Here is a 16,545-nt window from a genome sequence, read left to right on the forward strand (position 1 = left end):
TGCAGGGTGCATATGGCATGGGTGGAAGAACATTAAATATAAATGGAATAAAACTTGATGAAAACTATGACAGTAAAGGAATAAAACTACGGAAAGGATATGAAGTAGATTCACCAGAAATTTTACTGAAATGGAACGTAGTCGTAAAAAGAGTTGGAGAACTTATTGCTGTTGGAAGGTATCTTTCAGAGCAGGAACAGAAAGAATTTCCAGAGTATGAAAAAAGAAAAATTGCCAGAGGAAGACCTTTGCAGGAAGAATCTGAGCTACAATTAATATCAGACAGAGCTGTAACAGAATCGGAAAACGAATCGGCAGATTATGACATTTCTGAGGATACTGTTGTTACGATAGGAATGAAAGATTATGAAGTTGAGTTCCTGTCAGCAGAGAGAGTGGTACTTCGGGATCAGCAATATCCGATTTTTAGCGAAGAACTATCCAGAGAAGAATTTGACCGTAAGATATGTGAGAATCCGGCAAATGACCATTTGAAAATCAAACGGCCATTGCCGGAATTACCAGCCGAAGAAGAAAAAGAGGCACAGCCGACAGATGTTCCATCAGAAGAAACAGAGACAGAGCTGAGTATTCCGGAGCAGAATTATCAGTTTGTGATGAAGATGGCAGGCGAAGTTTTACGGGGAGAAGTGGATTTCAAAACCTTTGAGGCAGGAGCAGGCTTCATGCCCCTTACGATTGAGCAGGTTGGTGACAACTTTATTGTAATCTCTCATTACTATGAGCAGAATGGAGATGCCATGGCAGATCCGGATATGGAATTTGCTTATGATAATGACAGGAAAACGCTTCAGGCAAGAACTTATCAGCAGGACGCATTACAAAGATACGATGAAGTTTATGGCGATGACGGATATAATGAGGAGCTGGAAGAAGAACTGAATCTATTTGCACATGAGTGGTTCCAGACAATCGAGAAACAAGGATATGTTCCGGTACAGGAAGCAGCGGAATTGGAAGCAGGCGAATTACCAGCCGAAGAAGAAAATACTTTGGAATTAGCCCCTTCCTGGGAACAGGGCGAACCTGCAAAGAAAGCGCAGAGCTACGATTTGTATCCGGAAGTTTCCGGGCAGAACAGACATCAGTATCAGATTATGGAGGAAGTGCCGGAGTATGGCTCAGCCAAAGAAAAGTTCAGGGCAAATATTGCAGCGATTCAACTTCTGAAGAAATGTGAAAACGAACATCGTTATGCAACACCGGAAGAACAGGAAATACTGGCAAAATATGTTGGTTGGGGCGGTCTTTCAGATGCATTTGATCCAAAGAAATCCGCATGGGCAGCCGAGTATCTGGAATTGCAGACTGTATTAAGTGAAGAAGAATACGAATCTGCAAGAGAATCAACGCTGACAGCGTTCTATACTCCGCCGATTGTAATCAAGAGTATGTATCAGGCACTGGAAAACATGGGACTAAAGAGTGGAAATATTCTGGAACCAAGTTGTGGTGTCGGTAACTTTATCGGTATGAAACCAGAATCTCTTTCGGACTGTAAGATGTATGGTGTGGAATTGGATTCTGTTTCAGGAAGAATTGCTGCACAACTTTATCAGAAATCCAAGATAGCGGTTGAGGGTTATGAGAAAGTAAATCTTCCAGACAGTTTTTTCGATGTTGCAATCGGCAATGTACCGTTTGGGGAGTTTAAAGTATTTGACAGCAGATATGACAGGTACAATTTCTTCATTCACGATTATTTCTTTGCGAAAACATTGGACAAGGTAAGACCGGGCGGTGTGATTGCATTTATTACTTCATCAGGAACCATGGATAAGAAGAATCCATATGTCAGAAGATACCTGGCACAGAGAGCAGAGCTGATCGGTGCAATCCGTCTGCCGAATGATACCTTTACCAAAAACGCAGGAACGAAAGTAACATCGGATATTTTATTCCTTCAGAAGCGTGACCATATGACACTGGAGGAACCGGACTGGGTATATCTGGATTATGATGACAACGGCATTGAACAGAACCGCTATTATGTACAGCACCCGGAAATGATACTGGGAGAAATGGTTATGGAATCCGGTCCGTATGGCATGAGAAGTACTTGCAGACCGTATGAGGGCAGAGAACTGTCAGAACTTCTTTCAGTTGCAGTTGAAGCGTTAAAGGGTACGATTGAAGAAGTAGAAATGGAAGAACTGGTGGAGGAAGAAGACCATACGATTCCTGCAGATCCATCGGTGAGCAATTATTCTTACACATTGGTAGATGGAAAGATTTACTATCGGGAAAACAGTCGTATGAAGCCGGTAACACTTCCGGTGACTGGAGTAAATCGTGTGAAAGGTATGATTGCAATCCGGGATTGTGCAAGAGAACTGATCCGGTATCAGACAGAAGGATATTCTGATGCAGTAATCGAAGGACAACAGAAGGAATTAAACCGTCTGTATGATCTCTTCCGCAGTAAATACGGACTGTTAAATGATCGTGCCAATATGCGTGTATTTGCAGACGATAATAGTTATCCATTGCTGAGTTCACTGGAGATTCTTGCAGAAGACGGAACACTGGAACGGAAAGCGGATATGTTTTCTAAGCGGACAATCAAAGCACATAAGGTAGTGAACAGTGTGGATACTGCCAGTGAAGCATTGTCAATTTCTCTTGCAGAAAAAGCAAAAGTGGATATGCCTTTCATGGCGAAACTGACCGGGAAAACAGAAGAAGAACTGGAACAGGAGTTGTCCGGCGTTGTTTTTCGTTTACCGGAAAGTGATACAGAGAATCCAAAGTATGTTTCCGAAGACGAATATTTGTCAGGGAATGTAAGAGAGAAGTTGAAAGTGGCAGAACTTGCGGCACAGGCAGATGTAAGGTATCAGGTCAATGTAACTGCTTTGCAAAAAGTACAGCCAAAGGATTTAAGTGCTTCAGAAATCAATATCCGACTGGGGACAACGTGGCTTCCGGAGAGTGATGTTGAAGATTTTATGTTCCAGTTATTGAATACGCCCAATTATATGCAGTGGAAAATAAAAGTACATTTTTCTAAATATACGGGAGAATGGCAGGTAGAGGGAAGAAGTCTGGATAAGGGGAATGTAAAGGCAAACAATACCTATGGAACAACAAGAGTCAGTGCGTATCGGATTATTGAAGATACCTTGAATCTAAGAGACGTTCGGATTTACGATTATGTGGAGGACGATGACAGAAAGAAAAAAGCTGTTCTAAATAAGAAAGAAACTGCCATAGCACAGGGAAAACAAGATCTGATCAAGCAGGCATTTCAGGATTGGATTTGGAAAGAACCGGAGCGCAGGCAGAGACTTACTGATTATTACAATGAAAATTTCAATGCAATCCGACCAAGGGAATATGATGGAAGTCATCTGAACTTTTATGGAATGAATCCGGAAATCCGGCTACGGGAACATCAGAAAAATGGTGTTGCAAGAATCCTGTACGGCGGGAACACGCTGCTTGCCTATGTAGTTGGAGCAGGAAAGACGTATACGATGGTTGCGGCTGCAATGGAGAGTAAACGACTGGGACTTTGTCACAAGTCCATGGTTGTTGTACCGAACCACATCATTGAACAGTTTGCAGCCGAGTGGTTACAGCTTTATCCGGCAGCAAATTTACTGGTGGCAACCAAGAAAGACTTTGAAACCAAAAACCGAAAAAGATTCTGTGCCAGAATTGCTACCAGTGATATAGATGCGGTAATTATCGGGCATAGTCAGTTTGAACGTATTCCATTGAGCATTGAACGTCAGCAAAGGACAATCCGCAGTCAGATTGAGGAACTTGTGCAGGGAATTACAGAGGAAAAAGCAAGGAATGGAAACAAATTTACAATCAAGCAGTTGGAAAAGACGAAGAAGTCATTGCTTGTGCGACTGGAAAAACTGAATGACCAGAGTAAAAAAGACCAGGTGATCAACTTTGAAGAATTGGGAATTGACCGCTTATTTGTTGATGAAGCGGATGGATACAAGAATTTGTATCTATATACGAAAATGAGAAATGTAGCAGGCATTGCCCAGACAGAAGCGTTGAAGTCCTCTGATATGTTTATGAAATGCCAGTACCTTGACGAACTGACTGGAGGAAAAGGTGTGGTATTCGCTACAGGAACACCAGTCAGCAACAGTGTGGTGGAACTATATACCATGCAGAGATACTTGCAGCATCATACATTGGTGGAGCATAACCTACAGCATTTTGACGCATGGGCATCAACTTTCGGAGAAACAGTGACAGCAATCGAGCTTGCCCCGGAAGGGACAGGCTACCGTCTAAAAACGAGATTCGCAAAGTTTTATAATCTTCCGGAGCTTATGCAGATGTTTCGGGAGGTGGCAGATATTCAGACTGCTGACATGTTGAATCTTCCAGTACCGGAAGTAGAGTACCGGGTTGTATCTGTAAAACCAAGTGAAATGCAGCGTGACATGGTTGCAGAACTGGGAGAACGTGCGGAGCGTGTAAGGGATGGAATGGTCAATGCCACTGAAGATAACATGCTGCTGATTACCAATGACGGAAGAAAACTGGCTCTGGATCAGCGAATGATGAATGAATTGTTACCGGATTATCCAGAGAGTAAAGTCAATGCGTGTGTAGAGGAAGTCTATAACTTCTGGGAGCAGGGGCAGGAAAAGAGATTGACGCAGTTGGTATTTTGTGATTTATCTACCCCGAAAACAGATGGAAGTTTCAGTGTTTATAACGATGTAAGGGATAAGTTGATTGCCAAAGGGATTCCGCCGGAGGAGATTGCATTTATTCATGATGCTAATACCGAAGTACGAAAAAAAGAATTATTTTCAAAAGTAAGAAGAGGTGCTGTCCGTATTTTAATGGGCAGCACTTTTAAAATGGGAGCCGGTACGAATGTGCAGGATTTGATTATTGCAAGCCATGACCTGGACTGTCCATGGCGTCCGAGAGACTTGGAGCAGAGAGCAGGACGAACCGTCCGGCAGGGAAACAAAAATCCGAAAGTAGATATTGTCCGTTACGTTACAGAAGGAACTTTCGATGCTTATCTATATCAGATTATAGAGAATAAGCAGAAATTCATCTCTCAAATCATGACCAGTAAAAGTCCGGCAAGGTCAGTGGAGGATATTGATGAAGTGGCACTGTCTTATGCAGAAATCAAAGCCTTAGCAGTTGGAAATCCGTATATAAAAGAGAAGATGGATTTGGATATTCAGGTATCAAAGCTTCAGTTATTGAAACAGAGTTTTCTCAGCCAGAAGTATGAAATGGAAGATAAAGCAGTGCGATATTTCCCAAATGAAATCAAACAGTGCGAACAACGGATTGCGGATTACGAATCAGATATTGCATTGGCAAAGGAAAATACGCCGCCAGACCGGGAGACCTTTCCGGCGATGCAGATTCATGATGTTGTATATACAGAAAAGAAAGAGGCAGGACAGGCAATCATAGAAGCCTGTAAAGCAATGAAGTCAGCAGAAGCGGTGCTGCTTGGAAGGTATCGTGGCTTCCCAATGAAACTATCTTATGATTCTTTTCAAAAGGTATTTATCATTTCCATGTATGGAAAACAAGTATATCATGTACCGCTTGGTTCAGATATTCATGGTAATATTACCCGTCTGGATAATAAGATTCAGGAACTGCCTGACAAGATGTTACGGTGGCAGGACGAGTTAGAAAACCTCAAGGTACAGTTGGAAAATGCCAAAGAGGAAGCACAGAAAGAGTTTCCACAGGAAGAAGAACTGGCAGAAAAGGTAGCAAGGCTTGGAGAATTAAACGTACTTCTGGATATGGATAAGAAAGACCAGGTGCTGTTGGACGATGGAGAAGGAGTGGAGATAGAACCGGAACAAAAGAAAAAAGAGCGTGAGCGGTAAAAGGGATTCAGTCTGCCAGAGAGTTTCTGGCAGATTGAATGTGAAAATCGCACAGTCGTTTTCTCCTGAGAAACTTGTTATAGTTAGCAAAAAAGAACAGGAGGAAGTAGAGCATGAAATCATTATTTTCAGAAAACGATATTGTTTTACCTGAGTGGTTGGGAATTCTATTGGAAAAAGTAGACAGAGATACGGTTCAGGAATTACTTGCAGAACACGAGGAATATCAGACTTTCTGCGCAAAGAGAAAAGAATTGCTGAACCAGTATCCAGTTATAGAAAAATTATTAGATGATAACGGTGAAGTTAGAATATCAGAGCAGGAACATCAGGCAGTATTGGAGTATTTGCAAGTCAGAGATAAAATAGAGAACAAAGAACGCTTGTACCATTATTTGTACGGACATATCCATTGTTATGAATATATGAAAAAGATTGGAGTGATAAAACATGAAAATCAGTGATTTTGATATTTATCACTTACCGCCTTTAATGGGAATGTTTGTAGATTATCTTGAAAATGAATGTGAAAGATTGCTGCAGGAATCGCCACAATTTATTGAGTTGCAGAGAGAAGACCATGCATTACTGGATGAATATCCATTCTTAAATATGATTACCGACAGCAATGGGGTCACGAAAGCATTGGATTTGAATTATGCAGAGACAGAAGCTTTGGCGAAATTTTGTTTAGTGGAAGACGATATAAACTGTTGGAAACGGTTGCAGATGTATTTATTAGGGATTGCACATGCGATGGAGATTATTGAGTTATTGAAGTTGGATTAGTAAAAACATGGAGCTTGTATAGGAGAAGAAACTATGTTAATCTGTTATAAACAAACGGAAGAAAAGGAAGATACGGAAAAAGAAAGAGGTGATACTATGGCAGAGAATACTACAAAAGAATTAGATTTTGACCGGAAGCATGAAGAAGATTTACAGCGTCTGAGGGGACTGAGATTGTTGGACGATGATTTCATGCAAAAAGTATTTGAGGATAAAGCGTGTACAGAATTTTTGCTTCAAATTATTTTAAACAGGACAGATTTGAAAGTATTGCGAGTGAACGGACAGCAGGATATTAAGAATTTGCAGGGACGTTCGGTAAGACTGGACATCTTGGCTGTTGATGCGAATAACAGAGTGTACAATATCGAGATACAAAGAAGTGATAAGGGTGCCGGAGTGAAAAGAGCAAGATATAACAGCAGCCTTATCGACGCAAATGTGACAGAGCCTGGTGAAAAATATGAAAATTTGTGTGAATCCTATGTTATTTTTATTACAGAAAATGATATAATGAAAGCGGGATTACCAATCTATCATATTGACAGAACGGTAAAAGAAACAGGCGAATTATTTGGCGATGAATCACATATTATATATGTGAACTCACAAATTAAAGACGAATCCGCATTAGGAATGTTGATGCATGATTTTTCCTGTACCGATGCCAAGGATATGAAATATAAAATCTTGGCAGATCGAGTCCGATATTTCAAAGAAGATGAGAAAGGAGTTGCGACTATGTGCAAAGCGATGGAAGAAATGCGAAAAGAAGAATTGATAGAAGTAGCAGAGCGTTTGTTGAAATTAAAAAAATTGTCATATGAAGAAATTGCAGAAATAGCAAAACTGACAGTAGAAGAAGTCAAAGCTCTGGACGAGAAAGAAATTGCTTAGCATGAAAATGCTACATAACCGGGTGGTTTCCTAAAAGGGAAATTACCCGGTTATTTTTATGTCCGGATATGAAAAATATCAATTCAGGGCAGGAAAGGAGAGGAGCTTATGCCATATATACCACCTCAGGTTGTGCAGGAAGTAAAGCGAATGGACTTGCTGACTTATCTGAAAAATTATGAACCATATGAGTTGGTTCATTTTTCCGGTAACACTTATACTACCAGAACGCATGACAGTCTGAAGATATCTAATGGTAAATGGATGTGGTGGAGCCAGAGAACTGGTGGCAGGTCAGCACTGGATTATTTAATCAAAGTAAGAGGATACAGCTTTTTAGAGGCGGTTGAATTGCTTGCGGAGCGGGCGAATATTCAACCGCCTCTTTCTGTATCAGAACAGCTTCCAGTGGAAAAACATCTGCTGTTACCAAAAGAAAATCGGTATCACACAAATGTATTCAGTTATCTTACCGGACGGGGAATTGATAAAGAAATTATTCGATTCTGCATAGAAACTGGAAGAATTTATGAGAGTGCGTATCATCATAATGCCGTTTTTGTTGGCATGGATCAGCAGGGAGAACCGAAATATGCAGCACTTCGTGGAATCAATACGGATTTTATCGGAGAAGCAAATGGAAGTGACAAGAACTATTCTTTTTCAATTCCGGCAGGGAAAATGAGTGATCAGGTTCATGTATTTGAATCTGCGATTGACCTGTTATCTTATGCAACGATGCAGAAACTGGACGGGAAAGAGTGGCAGACGGAGCATTTATTGTCGTTGGCGGGGGTATATCAGCCTGCAAAAGAGATTGAAAAAAGCAAAATTCCGGCAGCGTTGGCACAATTTCTAAAGGAACATACAGACGTGAAAGAAATTGTATTGCATCTGGATAATGATCGCACCGGAAGACTTGCAACAAAAGCAATCCAGACGGTTGCACCCGAAAAATATCATGTAAAAGATCAACCACCAGCTAAAGGAAAAGACTGTAATGATATGTTATGTCTGAGATTAAATCTTGGATTAACAAGGCGGGAAAAGTCAAAAAATCAGAAAAGCAGCCGCTTATGGGAACGGTGAGCAGGAAGAAAGGAGACGGAATTACATGAAAATAGTGAAGTATGAGCTGTCACTGGTTCATAAAAAAGAGTTGATTTTAACGATGGAAGATGATGTGGACAGTGAAGATCTGTTGAAGATTTTTCTGGAAACACAGGTGAAAGAAGAAAAAGAACAGGACGGATTGCTTGGAATTATTGCTGAAAAGGTATCAGAAGAAAGCTGTACGGAGCAGTGTGAAAGCTGTCAAAAGTATTGTCCGGCGAGTGAAGAATGTATGGCAACTGATGAAAATGTACGCTGCACAGAGTGCGAATATTTGTGTAAAACCTGTGGGCGATGTGAACTGAAAGAGGAAAAAGACTTCGGACATGATTGTGGTCAGGAGTGTAAAGAGTGTGGATTTGCTTGTACAAAATGTGGTTGCTGTACAAATCCAATGTTGGAATTGCAGCCAGGAAAGCATTTGTTTTTCGGACGGTAAATTCTCTGATACCCGGAACAGCGAGACGGGTGCAGAGGAATACACAATACTAGCAAGCAACGCCTTTGGATTGCCATACAGGTTTTCCCTGTCTGTCAGTCCTACAGCAGCTTGTCAGGGAGAATCCCTGAAACCCTTACACAATAGTTAAAATATGGAGAAACAGGAGACATGAAGAAAATGATTTTATTTGTTGCAGGAATATTTATCGGAAGTACAGTCGGTGTAATTGCAATGTGCATTTTACAGGTGAACAGAAAGTAAGTGGAGGAAACAGAAAATGGAAACTGTTGATATTACAATCAGAAACAAGAAAAAAGAAGTAAAACGATACGAAACGTATTTAAAGAAGTTGGGCAAAAAGAAAGGGGAACAGAAGAAATGATAGCGGAAAAAGTATTTGCGGAAGGCGTGGCAAAGGATATTCGCAATTATCTTCCACCAGAATATGAAAATGCGGATTTTCAGGTCGTGCAGAAAAATAAAAATAATGGAGTTCAGTTAATAGGGGTACAGGTAAATCTCCCAGGTAAAGATTTAAGTCCGATTATTTATGTGGAACAATTCTTTGATGAAATCCGACAAGGGGAACCTGTTGAGCGTGTAATGAACAGGATTGCAAGTTGTATAGAGAAATCGAGCAGGGCTCCATTTATGAATAGCGGGATTGATCTGACAAACTATGATTCGTTAAAAGAGCATCTGGCAATTAAACTTGTGAACACACAGGCAAATCGAAAGATGCTGCAGGAAATGCCCCATGAAAATATTGAAGATTTATCTGCTATCTGCTATGTGGATTTTCCAGTAGATTCAGGAGAAGGAAAAGCAACCTTGGAGGTAAGAAATCAACATCTCAGCATTTGGAATATTGATGCAAAAAAAATATTTCAACAGGCAAGATCAAATACACAGCCTGTAAATACTCCGATTCTCCAGTCAATGAATGAAATAATGTTGAGTATTTTTAATGAAGAAGGACACTCAACAAACCTTTTAAATGAAAGTGTTGAATTTGGACTTCGTTCACATGATATGTTGTATGCACTTACGAATGCAGAAAAGCAATATGGGGCATCTATGATCACGCAGCCAGAAGTTTTAAATAAATTGGAACAACTTTTTCCAGAAGGATTTTATGTTTTACCGTCATCGGTGCATGAAGTTCTGATCGTTCCGGATAATGGAGAGATGGAACCGAAAATGCTTGGTGAAATGGTACGAGAAGTAAATAAAAATGAAGTGGAACGACAGGAGGTTCTCTCAGACAGAGTTTACAGATACGATAAAGAAAAACATCAGATTCGCCAGGAACCAGATTCTATACAGAAAGCAAAGGAGATGGAGCGTTGAGAAAACGTAATGTAGCAATTCTTTTTCGGTTGAACAAAAAGGAAGCCGAGGCATTGGATAAGAAAGTAAAGAAAAGCGGACTGAACCGAGAAGCGTACCTGAGACAGTTAATCTCCGGTGTTGTTCCCAAAGATGCACCGCCGCCAGATTATTATTCTATGATGCGGGAACTTCACAAAATTGGAAATAACTTAAATCAGATTGCACAGAAAGCACATGTGTTAAATGTGGTAGATGTGCAGCGATACGATCAGGAAGTGCAGAAGTTCAATGAAGCAGTCCGTAAGATTACAGAAGCAGTAATACTTCCGGAGAAAAACGAATCATGGCAGTGACATCAATCTGGAGTATCAAAGGTTGGATAGGAAAAGTAATTAAGTATGCGGAGAACCCGGACAAGACGAAAGAGAACAATGAAGGGCAGATATCTGAGAATCAATCACAATCCACACAGGGATTAGAGGATGTAATTACCTATGCGGTGAATACTGAAAAGACCAGACGGGGACAATCTGAATCTATGGAAAGGGAACTTGTCGGAGAATCGGAAGAACTGATGGAACAGTATGTATCTGGAGTTAATTGTGCACCGACAACCGCCAGAGAAGAAATGATCGCAGTCAAAAAGCGTTTTGGAAAAGAGGACGGAATTGTTGCATTTCATGGATACCAGTCTTTTGCACCGGGAGAATGTAATCCGGCAATGGCACATGAGATCGGAAAGAAGCTGGCAGAAGAATTGTGGGGCAGTCAGTATCAGGTATTGATTGCAACCCATTTGGATAAGGCAAATCATCTGCACAATCATTTTGTGGTGAACTCAGTTTCATTCCTTGACGGAAAAAGATACCACAGGACAAATCAGGATTATCGTGATATGCGAATGGTGTCGGACCGTTTATGTAAAGAATATCAGCTATCGGTTGTGCAACAGCCAGAACAGGGAAAAGGAAAACATTATGTCGAGTGGCAGGCAGAACAGGAAGGAAAGCCGAGTTATCACAGCATGGTAAAAGCAGATGTTGATGAAGCAATCCGAAAAGCGAGGACTGAAAAACAGTTCTTTTTTTATTTGCGGGAAAAAGGATATTCTTTTAAGTTTGGAAAAGACATTACCATTCGTCCAGAAGGGCGGGAGCGTGGTCTGAAGTTAAAGCGTAACTTTGGAGAGAATTATTCACTGGAAGCGATCCGGGTTCGGATTTTGGAAGAAAATGAATTACCTGCCGAGAAGAAACTTTCGGTTCGTAAGACTTACCGGATTCGGGTATCCGGCAACTTCAAGCAGACAAGAAAGATCGGAGGACTTCGGGGATTGTATCTGCATTACTGTTATCTTTTAGGAATCCTACCGAAGAACCGCCCGTCAATGTCTGCCAAACAAATTCATGTATTGTTCCGAGAGGATTTATTAAAACTGAATACCATTTCCAAAGAGACAAAGCTGCTCTGCCACTATCACATTGATACTGCGGAGCAGCTTTTTTCGTTGAAAGACCGTTTGCAGAAACAAATGGAGCAGTGTGTGGAGGAGCGGAAACACTTGCGTTATAAGATTCGGGCAAACAGACCGGAAGAAGAAATACAGGAGCTGAAAGAACAGATCAAAGGTCTGACAGAAGAAATTGGAACGCTCAGAAGGGAGGTGGTGGTTTGCGATGGGATTGCCGCACGTTCCAAGGTGATTGAAGAAAAATTTAAGATGGTGCGGGAAGAAAAAGAGAAGAAGGAGGAACAAAGCCATGAACACATCAGGCGAAGCCGCTGACCAGGTGGTACGAATGTCTCTGGAAGTCGGTGAAGCTGCATTGAAAATCAGCGGTACAGGTGCGAAGCATCTGGCAGTGATGTTGTATGCAGTCTTAAAAGAGAAGAAAAAGACAAAAGGCAGGGCAAGACTTGAGACACTGGTCAAATCGGGTAGACCACTGACGGTGTTTTCAGTGAAAGAAAGTGACCTGAAGCAGTTTGTGCAGGAAGCAAAACGATATGGCGTGTTGTATTGTGCAGTCCGAAATCCTAAAGGAAGCAGTGACGGACTGGTAGATGTGATTGTAAAGGAAGAAGATGCACCAAGAATCAACCGTATCGTAGACAGATTCCAGTTCGCATCTGTTACAGAAGCGGCGAAGATTAAGACGGAAATTGAACGGACACGTGCAGAAAAAGCGAAAGCCGGAAAATCGGAGAAGCAGGAAAAGAAACCGGAAAAGGTACAGATTCAGCAGGAAAAACAGGGACAGGCGGAGCCGGAGAAAGATTATCCACAGAAATCCAAGGAGGATCAGCTTATGGACGAGCTGTTTGGAGAGCCGGTGAAGAAAGAGGGGAAAGAGCAAAACCCCTCTTTGGCAAAGACAACCAAATCCCGTCTGTCCGAGCCTACCTCAAAGAAGCAAGAGAAAACCGCAGAGGGTACTTCTAAGTTATACGCTCCGGAAAAACCAGAGAAACCATCGGTCAGAAAGGAACTCCGGGAGATACAGAATGCAAGGAAGAAAGAAGCGGAGCGGCGTGAGCATAGAAATGATCCGGTGAGAAATCAGGGCAATAAAGACCGGAATCAGATTCGCCACCAACAGCCACAACAGAAACGAAAACCAAGAAAAGGGAAAGAGAGGTAAATTTTATGGATAACAGTTTTGATTCTTTATTAAATGTATCTGCCGTACCACAGGACGATAAGGTGCAGGCATTTATCGCAGAGAGCAAGAATAATCGGAACCGTTGCTATGAGTTATCAGAACAGGTAACCGCACAGGTAGCGACAGATGGTCAAATGCTTCAGAAATATTTGGATGTACAGAGTACCTTTGACCGCTATACAGCCAATAATGCACTTCTGATTCTGGCACAAAGACCAGATGCTCAGAAATTAGGTGATTATGGATACTGGAGAAGTCAGGGTACTTATGTGAAACGTGTGGAACGCCAGAGTCCGGTTTTGATTTTGGAGCCTGGAAAGAATTATGAGCGTGAAGACGGTTCGATGGGAACATTTTATAATGCGAAAAAGTTGTATGATATTTCGCAAACAACATTGACAGATAAGCACATTGAAGAAGTTAAGCATGATGAGAGAAGCGTGATTCGTGCATTAGTAAGCAATCCTCCGGCAAATATTGTTGCAGCAGAGCCGGATCAGATGCCTGATGAAAAGGGGGCATACTTTGAACCGGAAGAAAATTGTATTTATGTGAGAAAAGGCATGGATGCACAGGAAATTTTTCAGAGTCTTGTGCCGGAACTGGTATTTGCAGGATATGCAGAAGGCAATCCGCACTATGACCGGAATGAAGATGCATTCCATGCATATTGTGTGTCTTATATGTTGTCTAAAAAGTATGGAATGGATATCAGCCAGTTTGATTTTACCCATGCACCAGAGTTCTTTGAAAATATGGAACCGCAGGAGGTAAGAGGGGAACTTTCCAAAGCGAGAGATGCAGCCAATGCAATTTCCGGAAGAATGGCGAGAGTGTTGGAACAGGATAAAAATCTGAATTATCGCCAGCAGGGAAAGACAGAAGCTGAGCAGAAAGAACCTGAAGCAAAAACAGGAGAACAGAAAGCACAGGAGCATGACCGGGGAGAAGCACGCTAGGAAAATCAGGGAAGGAGAAAACGAAATGAGCAGTGATACGATTACGTTAGAACTGGATAAATATGAAAGCGGTGTGGTGTTCCATTCCCTGAAAGACAAGCGGAATCAGATGCTGAAAGAGGGAAAGGATACGGAGCTTGTCGATGATGTTCTGATGAAAGTCATTGAGAAAATCGAAGTACCGCCGGATAAAGGAAAGAGAGGACGCAGAAGCCATGAAGAACGATGATGAGCAGAGTGGTCTGATACTGGCGTTGCTTGGAATTATCCCGGTTATCTGGTTTGCGTTACTTGTCGCACCTTATCTTTCGTCTGGTCTTATGGGGATTCTGGAAGGGGTCCCGGAAGCAATGAATCATCCGTTTTCGATTCAGTTATGTGGGGACAGTGTAAAAACTGTCCTTATTTTTTTTATGTCTTACGGCATGGGAATCGGGATTTATCTTTCTACTAGGAAACATTACCGACGAGGTGAAGAACATGGTTCTGCAAAATGGGGAAATGTGAAGAAAATAAATCGCAGATACAAGGAGAAGCGGTTTACAAAAAATAAGTTGCTGACCATGCATGTGCAGATCAGTTATAACATGAGGAAACATTTGCGAAATGTATTGACGGTTGTAATTGGCGGTTCTGGTTCCGGAAAGACCAGATTTTTTGCAAAGCCGAATCTGATGCAGGCGAATACTTCTTTTGTGGTTTTAGATCCAAAAGGAGAAAATCTAAGAGATACCGGGTATCTTCTGGAAGAAAAAGGTTATGAAGTAAGAGTGCTTGACCTGATAAATATGGAAAAGAGCCATTGCTATAACCCGTTTGTATATCTGAAGGACGATAACGATGTGCAGAGATTGGTAACGAACCTGTTCAAAGCGACTACACCAAAAGGCAGTCAGTCTAACGATCCATTTTGGGATACCGCAGCTTCTATGCTGTTGTTGGCACTGGTTTTCTTTCTGAAATATGAAGCACCGGAAGAAGAACAGAATTTCCCGATGGTAATGGAAATGTTACGTGCCGGAGAAGTCAGAGAGGACGATGACCAGTACCAGTCACCGCTTGATGAATTGTTTGAACGGTTGGAAATGAAGAACCCGGAACATATTGCAGTAAAGTATTACAAAGATTATCACTCTGGTAGTGCAAAGACATTAAAGTCCATTCAGATTACACTTGCAGCAAGACTTGAGAAATTTAACTTATCCAGTCTGGCAGCACTGACTGCAACAGATGATTTAGATCTGCCATCACTGGGAGAGCGGAAAGTGGCTTTATTTGCGTTAATCCCGGACAACGACACCAGTTATAACTTTCTGGTGTCAATATTGTATACCCAGTTATTTCAGCAGTTGTTCTATCTGGCAGACCATAAATATGGCGGGAGACTTCCGATTCATGTGCATTTCCTCATGGACGAATTTGCAAATGTTTCACTGCCGGATGACTTCGATAAGATTCTGTCCGTTATGCGTTCCAGAGAAGTGTCAGTCAGTATTATTTTGCAGAATCTAGCACAGTTAAAAGCACTGTTTGAAAAGCAATGGGAAAGCATTATGGGAAACTGTGACGAATTTTTATATTTAGGTGGCAACGAGCAGGGGACGCATAAATATGTCAGCGAACTTCTGGGAAAGGCAACGATTGACACGAACACCTATGGAAAGTCAACGGGACATTCCGGGAATTATTCCACCAATTATCAGAATACAGGGAGGGAGCTGATGACACCCGATGAAGTTCGCATGTTGGATAACCGATATGCGATTCTTTTTATTCGTGGAGAAAGACCAATTTTAGACGAGAAGTTCGATATTTTAAAACACCCCAATGTGGGACTTACAACTGACGGGAATGGAAAGCCGTATCTGCATGGAGCAGTTGACCGGGCAGTGGCAAGTATCTTACTGGGAGACAGTCTGGAGGACGAGTTTGCTGATGATTCACTAGAAAGTGAAGGATACGAATTATTATCTGATGAAGATTTGGAAGAAATTATCCAGAAATATGAGTAAATCCAAGAAAAATATATAGGAGGCTATCAAAAAATGAAGTTAGATATGCGAAAAAAGCAGGAGAAGAAAGAAAGCACAAAAGTAACGAAGAAGCTGCCAATGACAGCAAAAATGAAACGTGCCATGGCAGTGTATATTGTCATGGTATTGATTATGACAGCAGGAGCAAGTACTGTATTTGCGGCAGACGATCCACTGACCGTAATCAATAATCTGTCCACATTTATCTTTGGACTGATTCGTGCTATCGGAATGATTTTACTGGGATTTGGAATTGTGCAGGTTGGTTTATCACTGAAATCTCACGATCCAAGTCAACGAGCCAATGGATTCTTAACATTAGCAGGTGGTGTCATTATTACATTTGCAAAAGAAATCTTGAATTTGATTACGGGTTAAGAAGAATAGAAAAATAAAAGAAATGGGACGGTGCAGGCTCACATGGAGCCGCACCGTTCCGACTAA

The 16,545-nt window shown here is 41.5% G+C and carries 15 protein-coding genes; all 15 read left to right on the forward strand.

Annotated elements, in window-relative coordinates; translation table 11 throughout:
• Positions 1-356: 356 nt before the first annotated feature.
• The 15 genes from JQM81_RS07490 (at position 357) to JQM81_RS07560 (ending at position 16,479) form a co-directional block, all read left to right on the forward strand.
• Complete coding sequence (locus tag JQM81_RS07490; RefSeq protein WP_420370574.1) at positions 357-5,873, forward strand: DUF6908 domain-containing protein; 5,517 nt, start codon at positions 357-359, stop codon at positions 5,871-5,873.
• A gap of 113 nt (positions 5,874-5,986) precedes the next feature.
• Positions 5,987-6,337 carry a DUF6664 family protein gene (locus JQM81_RS07495; RefSeq protein WP_173739899.1) on the forward strand — a complete coding sequence of 117 codons (351 nt, stop codon included), beginning with the start codon at positions 5,987-5,989 and terminating at the stop codon, positions 6,335-6,337.
• Positions 6,324-6,662 carry a hypothetical protein gene (locus tag JQM81_RS07500; RefSeq protein ID WP_173739900.1) on the forward strand — a complete coding sequence of 113 codons (339 nt, stop codon included), beginning with the start codon at positions 6,324-6,326 and terminating at the stop codon, positions 6,660-6,662. The genes JQM81_RS07495 and JQM81_RS07500 overlap by 14 nt, the downstream gene beginning before the upstream one ends.
• A gap of 96 nt (positions 6,663-6,758) precedes the next feature.
• Positions 6,759-7,559, forward strand: a complete 801-nt coding sequence (locus tag JQM81_RS07505; protein ID WP_173739917.1) for an Rpn family recombination-promoting nuclease/putative transposase — start codon at positions 6,759-6,761, stop codon at positions 7,557-7,559.
• 108 nt (positions 7,560-7,667) lie between these two features.
• Positions 7,668-8,648 (forward strand): DUF3991 and TOPRIM domain-containing protein, encoded by a 981-nt coding sequence (locus tag JQM81_RS07510; RefSeq protein WP_235232910.1) that lies wholly within the window; start codon positions 7,668-7,670, stop codon positions 8,646-8,648.
• A gap of 25 nt (positions 8,649-8,673) precedes the next feature.
• Entirely contained in the window at positions 8,674-9,111 is a 438-nt protein-coding gene (locus JQM81_RS07515) for a hypothetical protein (protein WP_235232911.1), read from the forward strand.
• A 171-nt stretch (positions 9,112-9,282) separates the two neighbouring features.
• Complete coding sequence (locus tag JQM81_RS07520) at positions 9,283-9,375, forward strand: DUF3789 domain-containing protein (RefSeq protein ID WP_173789911.1); 93 nt, start codon at positions 9,283-9,285, stop codon at positions 9,373-9,375.
• 117 nt (positions 9,376-9,492) lie between these two features.
• Positions 9,493-10,464 carry a DUF5688 family protein gene (locus tag JQM81_RS07525; protein ID WP_235232912.1) on the forward strand — a complete coding sequence of 324 codons (972 nt, stop codon included), beginning with the start codon at positions 9,493-9,495 and terminating at the stop codon, positions 10,462-10,464.
• Positions 10,461-10,799 (forward strand): plasmid mobilization protein, encoded by a 339-nt coding sequence (locus JQM81_RS07530; protein ID WP_028087751.1) that lies wholly within the window; start codon positions 10,461-10,463, stop codon positions 10,797-10,799. Before JQM81_RS07525 ends, JQM81_RS07530 begins: the two co-directional genes overlap by 4 nt.
• Positions 10,790-12,232, forward strand: a complete 1,443-nt coding sequence (locus JQM81_RS07535; protein ID WP_235232913.1) for a relaxase/mobilization nuclease domain-containing protein — start codon at positions 10,790-10,792, stop codon at positions 12,230-12,232. The genes JQM81_RS07530 and JQM81_RS07535 overlap by 10 nt, the downstream gene beginning before the upstream one ends.
• Positions 12,207-13,088: a DUF3801 domain-containing protein gene (locus JQM81_RS07540; protein ID WP_173791820.1), complete on the forward strand. Its 882-nt coding sequence runs from the start codon at positions 12,207-12,209 to the stop codon at positions 13,086-13,088. Before JQM81_RS07535 ends, JQM81_RS07540 begins: the two co-directional genes overlap by 26 nt.
• Before the next feature lie 5 nt (positions 13,089-13,093).
• Positions 13,094-14,068: a hypothetical protein gene (locus tag JQM81_RS07545; protein ID WP_235232914.1), complete on the forward strand. Its 975-nt coding sequence runs from the start codon at positions 13,094-13,096 to the stop codon at positions 14,066-14,068.
• Between the two features lie 25 nt (positions 14,069-14,093).
• The gene (locus JQM81_RS07550) at positions 14,094-14,297 is read left to right on the forward strand and encodes a hypothetical protein (protein WP_055290360.1); all 204 of its coding nucleotides are present in this window, start codon (positions 14,094-14,096) and stop codon (positions 14,295-14,297) included.
• Entirely contained in the window at positions 14,284-16,080 is a 1,797-nt protein-coding gene (locus JQM81_RS07555; RefSeq protein WP_235232915.1) for a VirD4-like conjugal transfer protein, CD1115 family, read from the forward strand. The genes JQM81_RS07550 and JQM81_RS07555 overlap by 14 nt, the downstream gene beginning before the upstream one ends.
• 33 nt (positions 16,081-16,113) lie before the next feature.
• On the forward strand, positions 16,114-16,479 hold the full coding sequence (locus JQM81_RS07560; RefSeq protein ID WP_005342521.1) for a hypothetical protein: 366 nt from the start codon (positions 16,114-16,116) through the stop codon (positions 16,477-16,479).
• The last annotated feature ends 66 nt before the right edge of the window (positions 16,480-16,545 follow it).

Source organism: Faecalicatena contorta (assembly GCF_021531895.1).
GTDB lineage: Bacteria > Bacillota > Clostridia > Lachnospirales > Lachnospiraceae > JAFBIX01.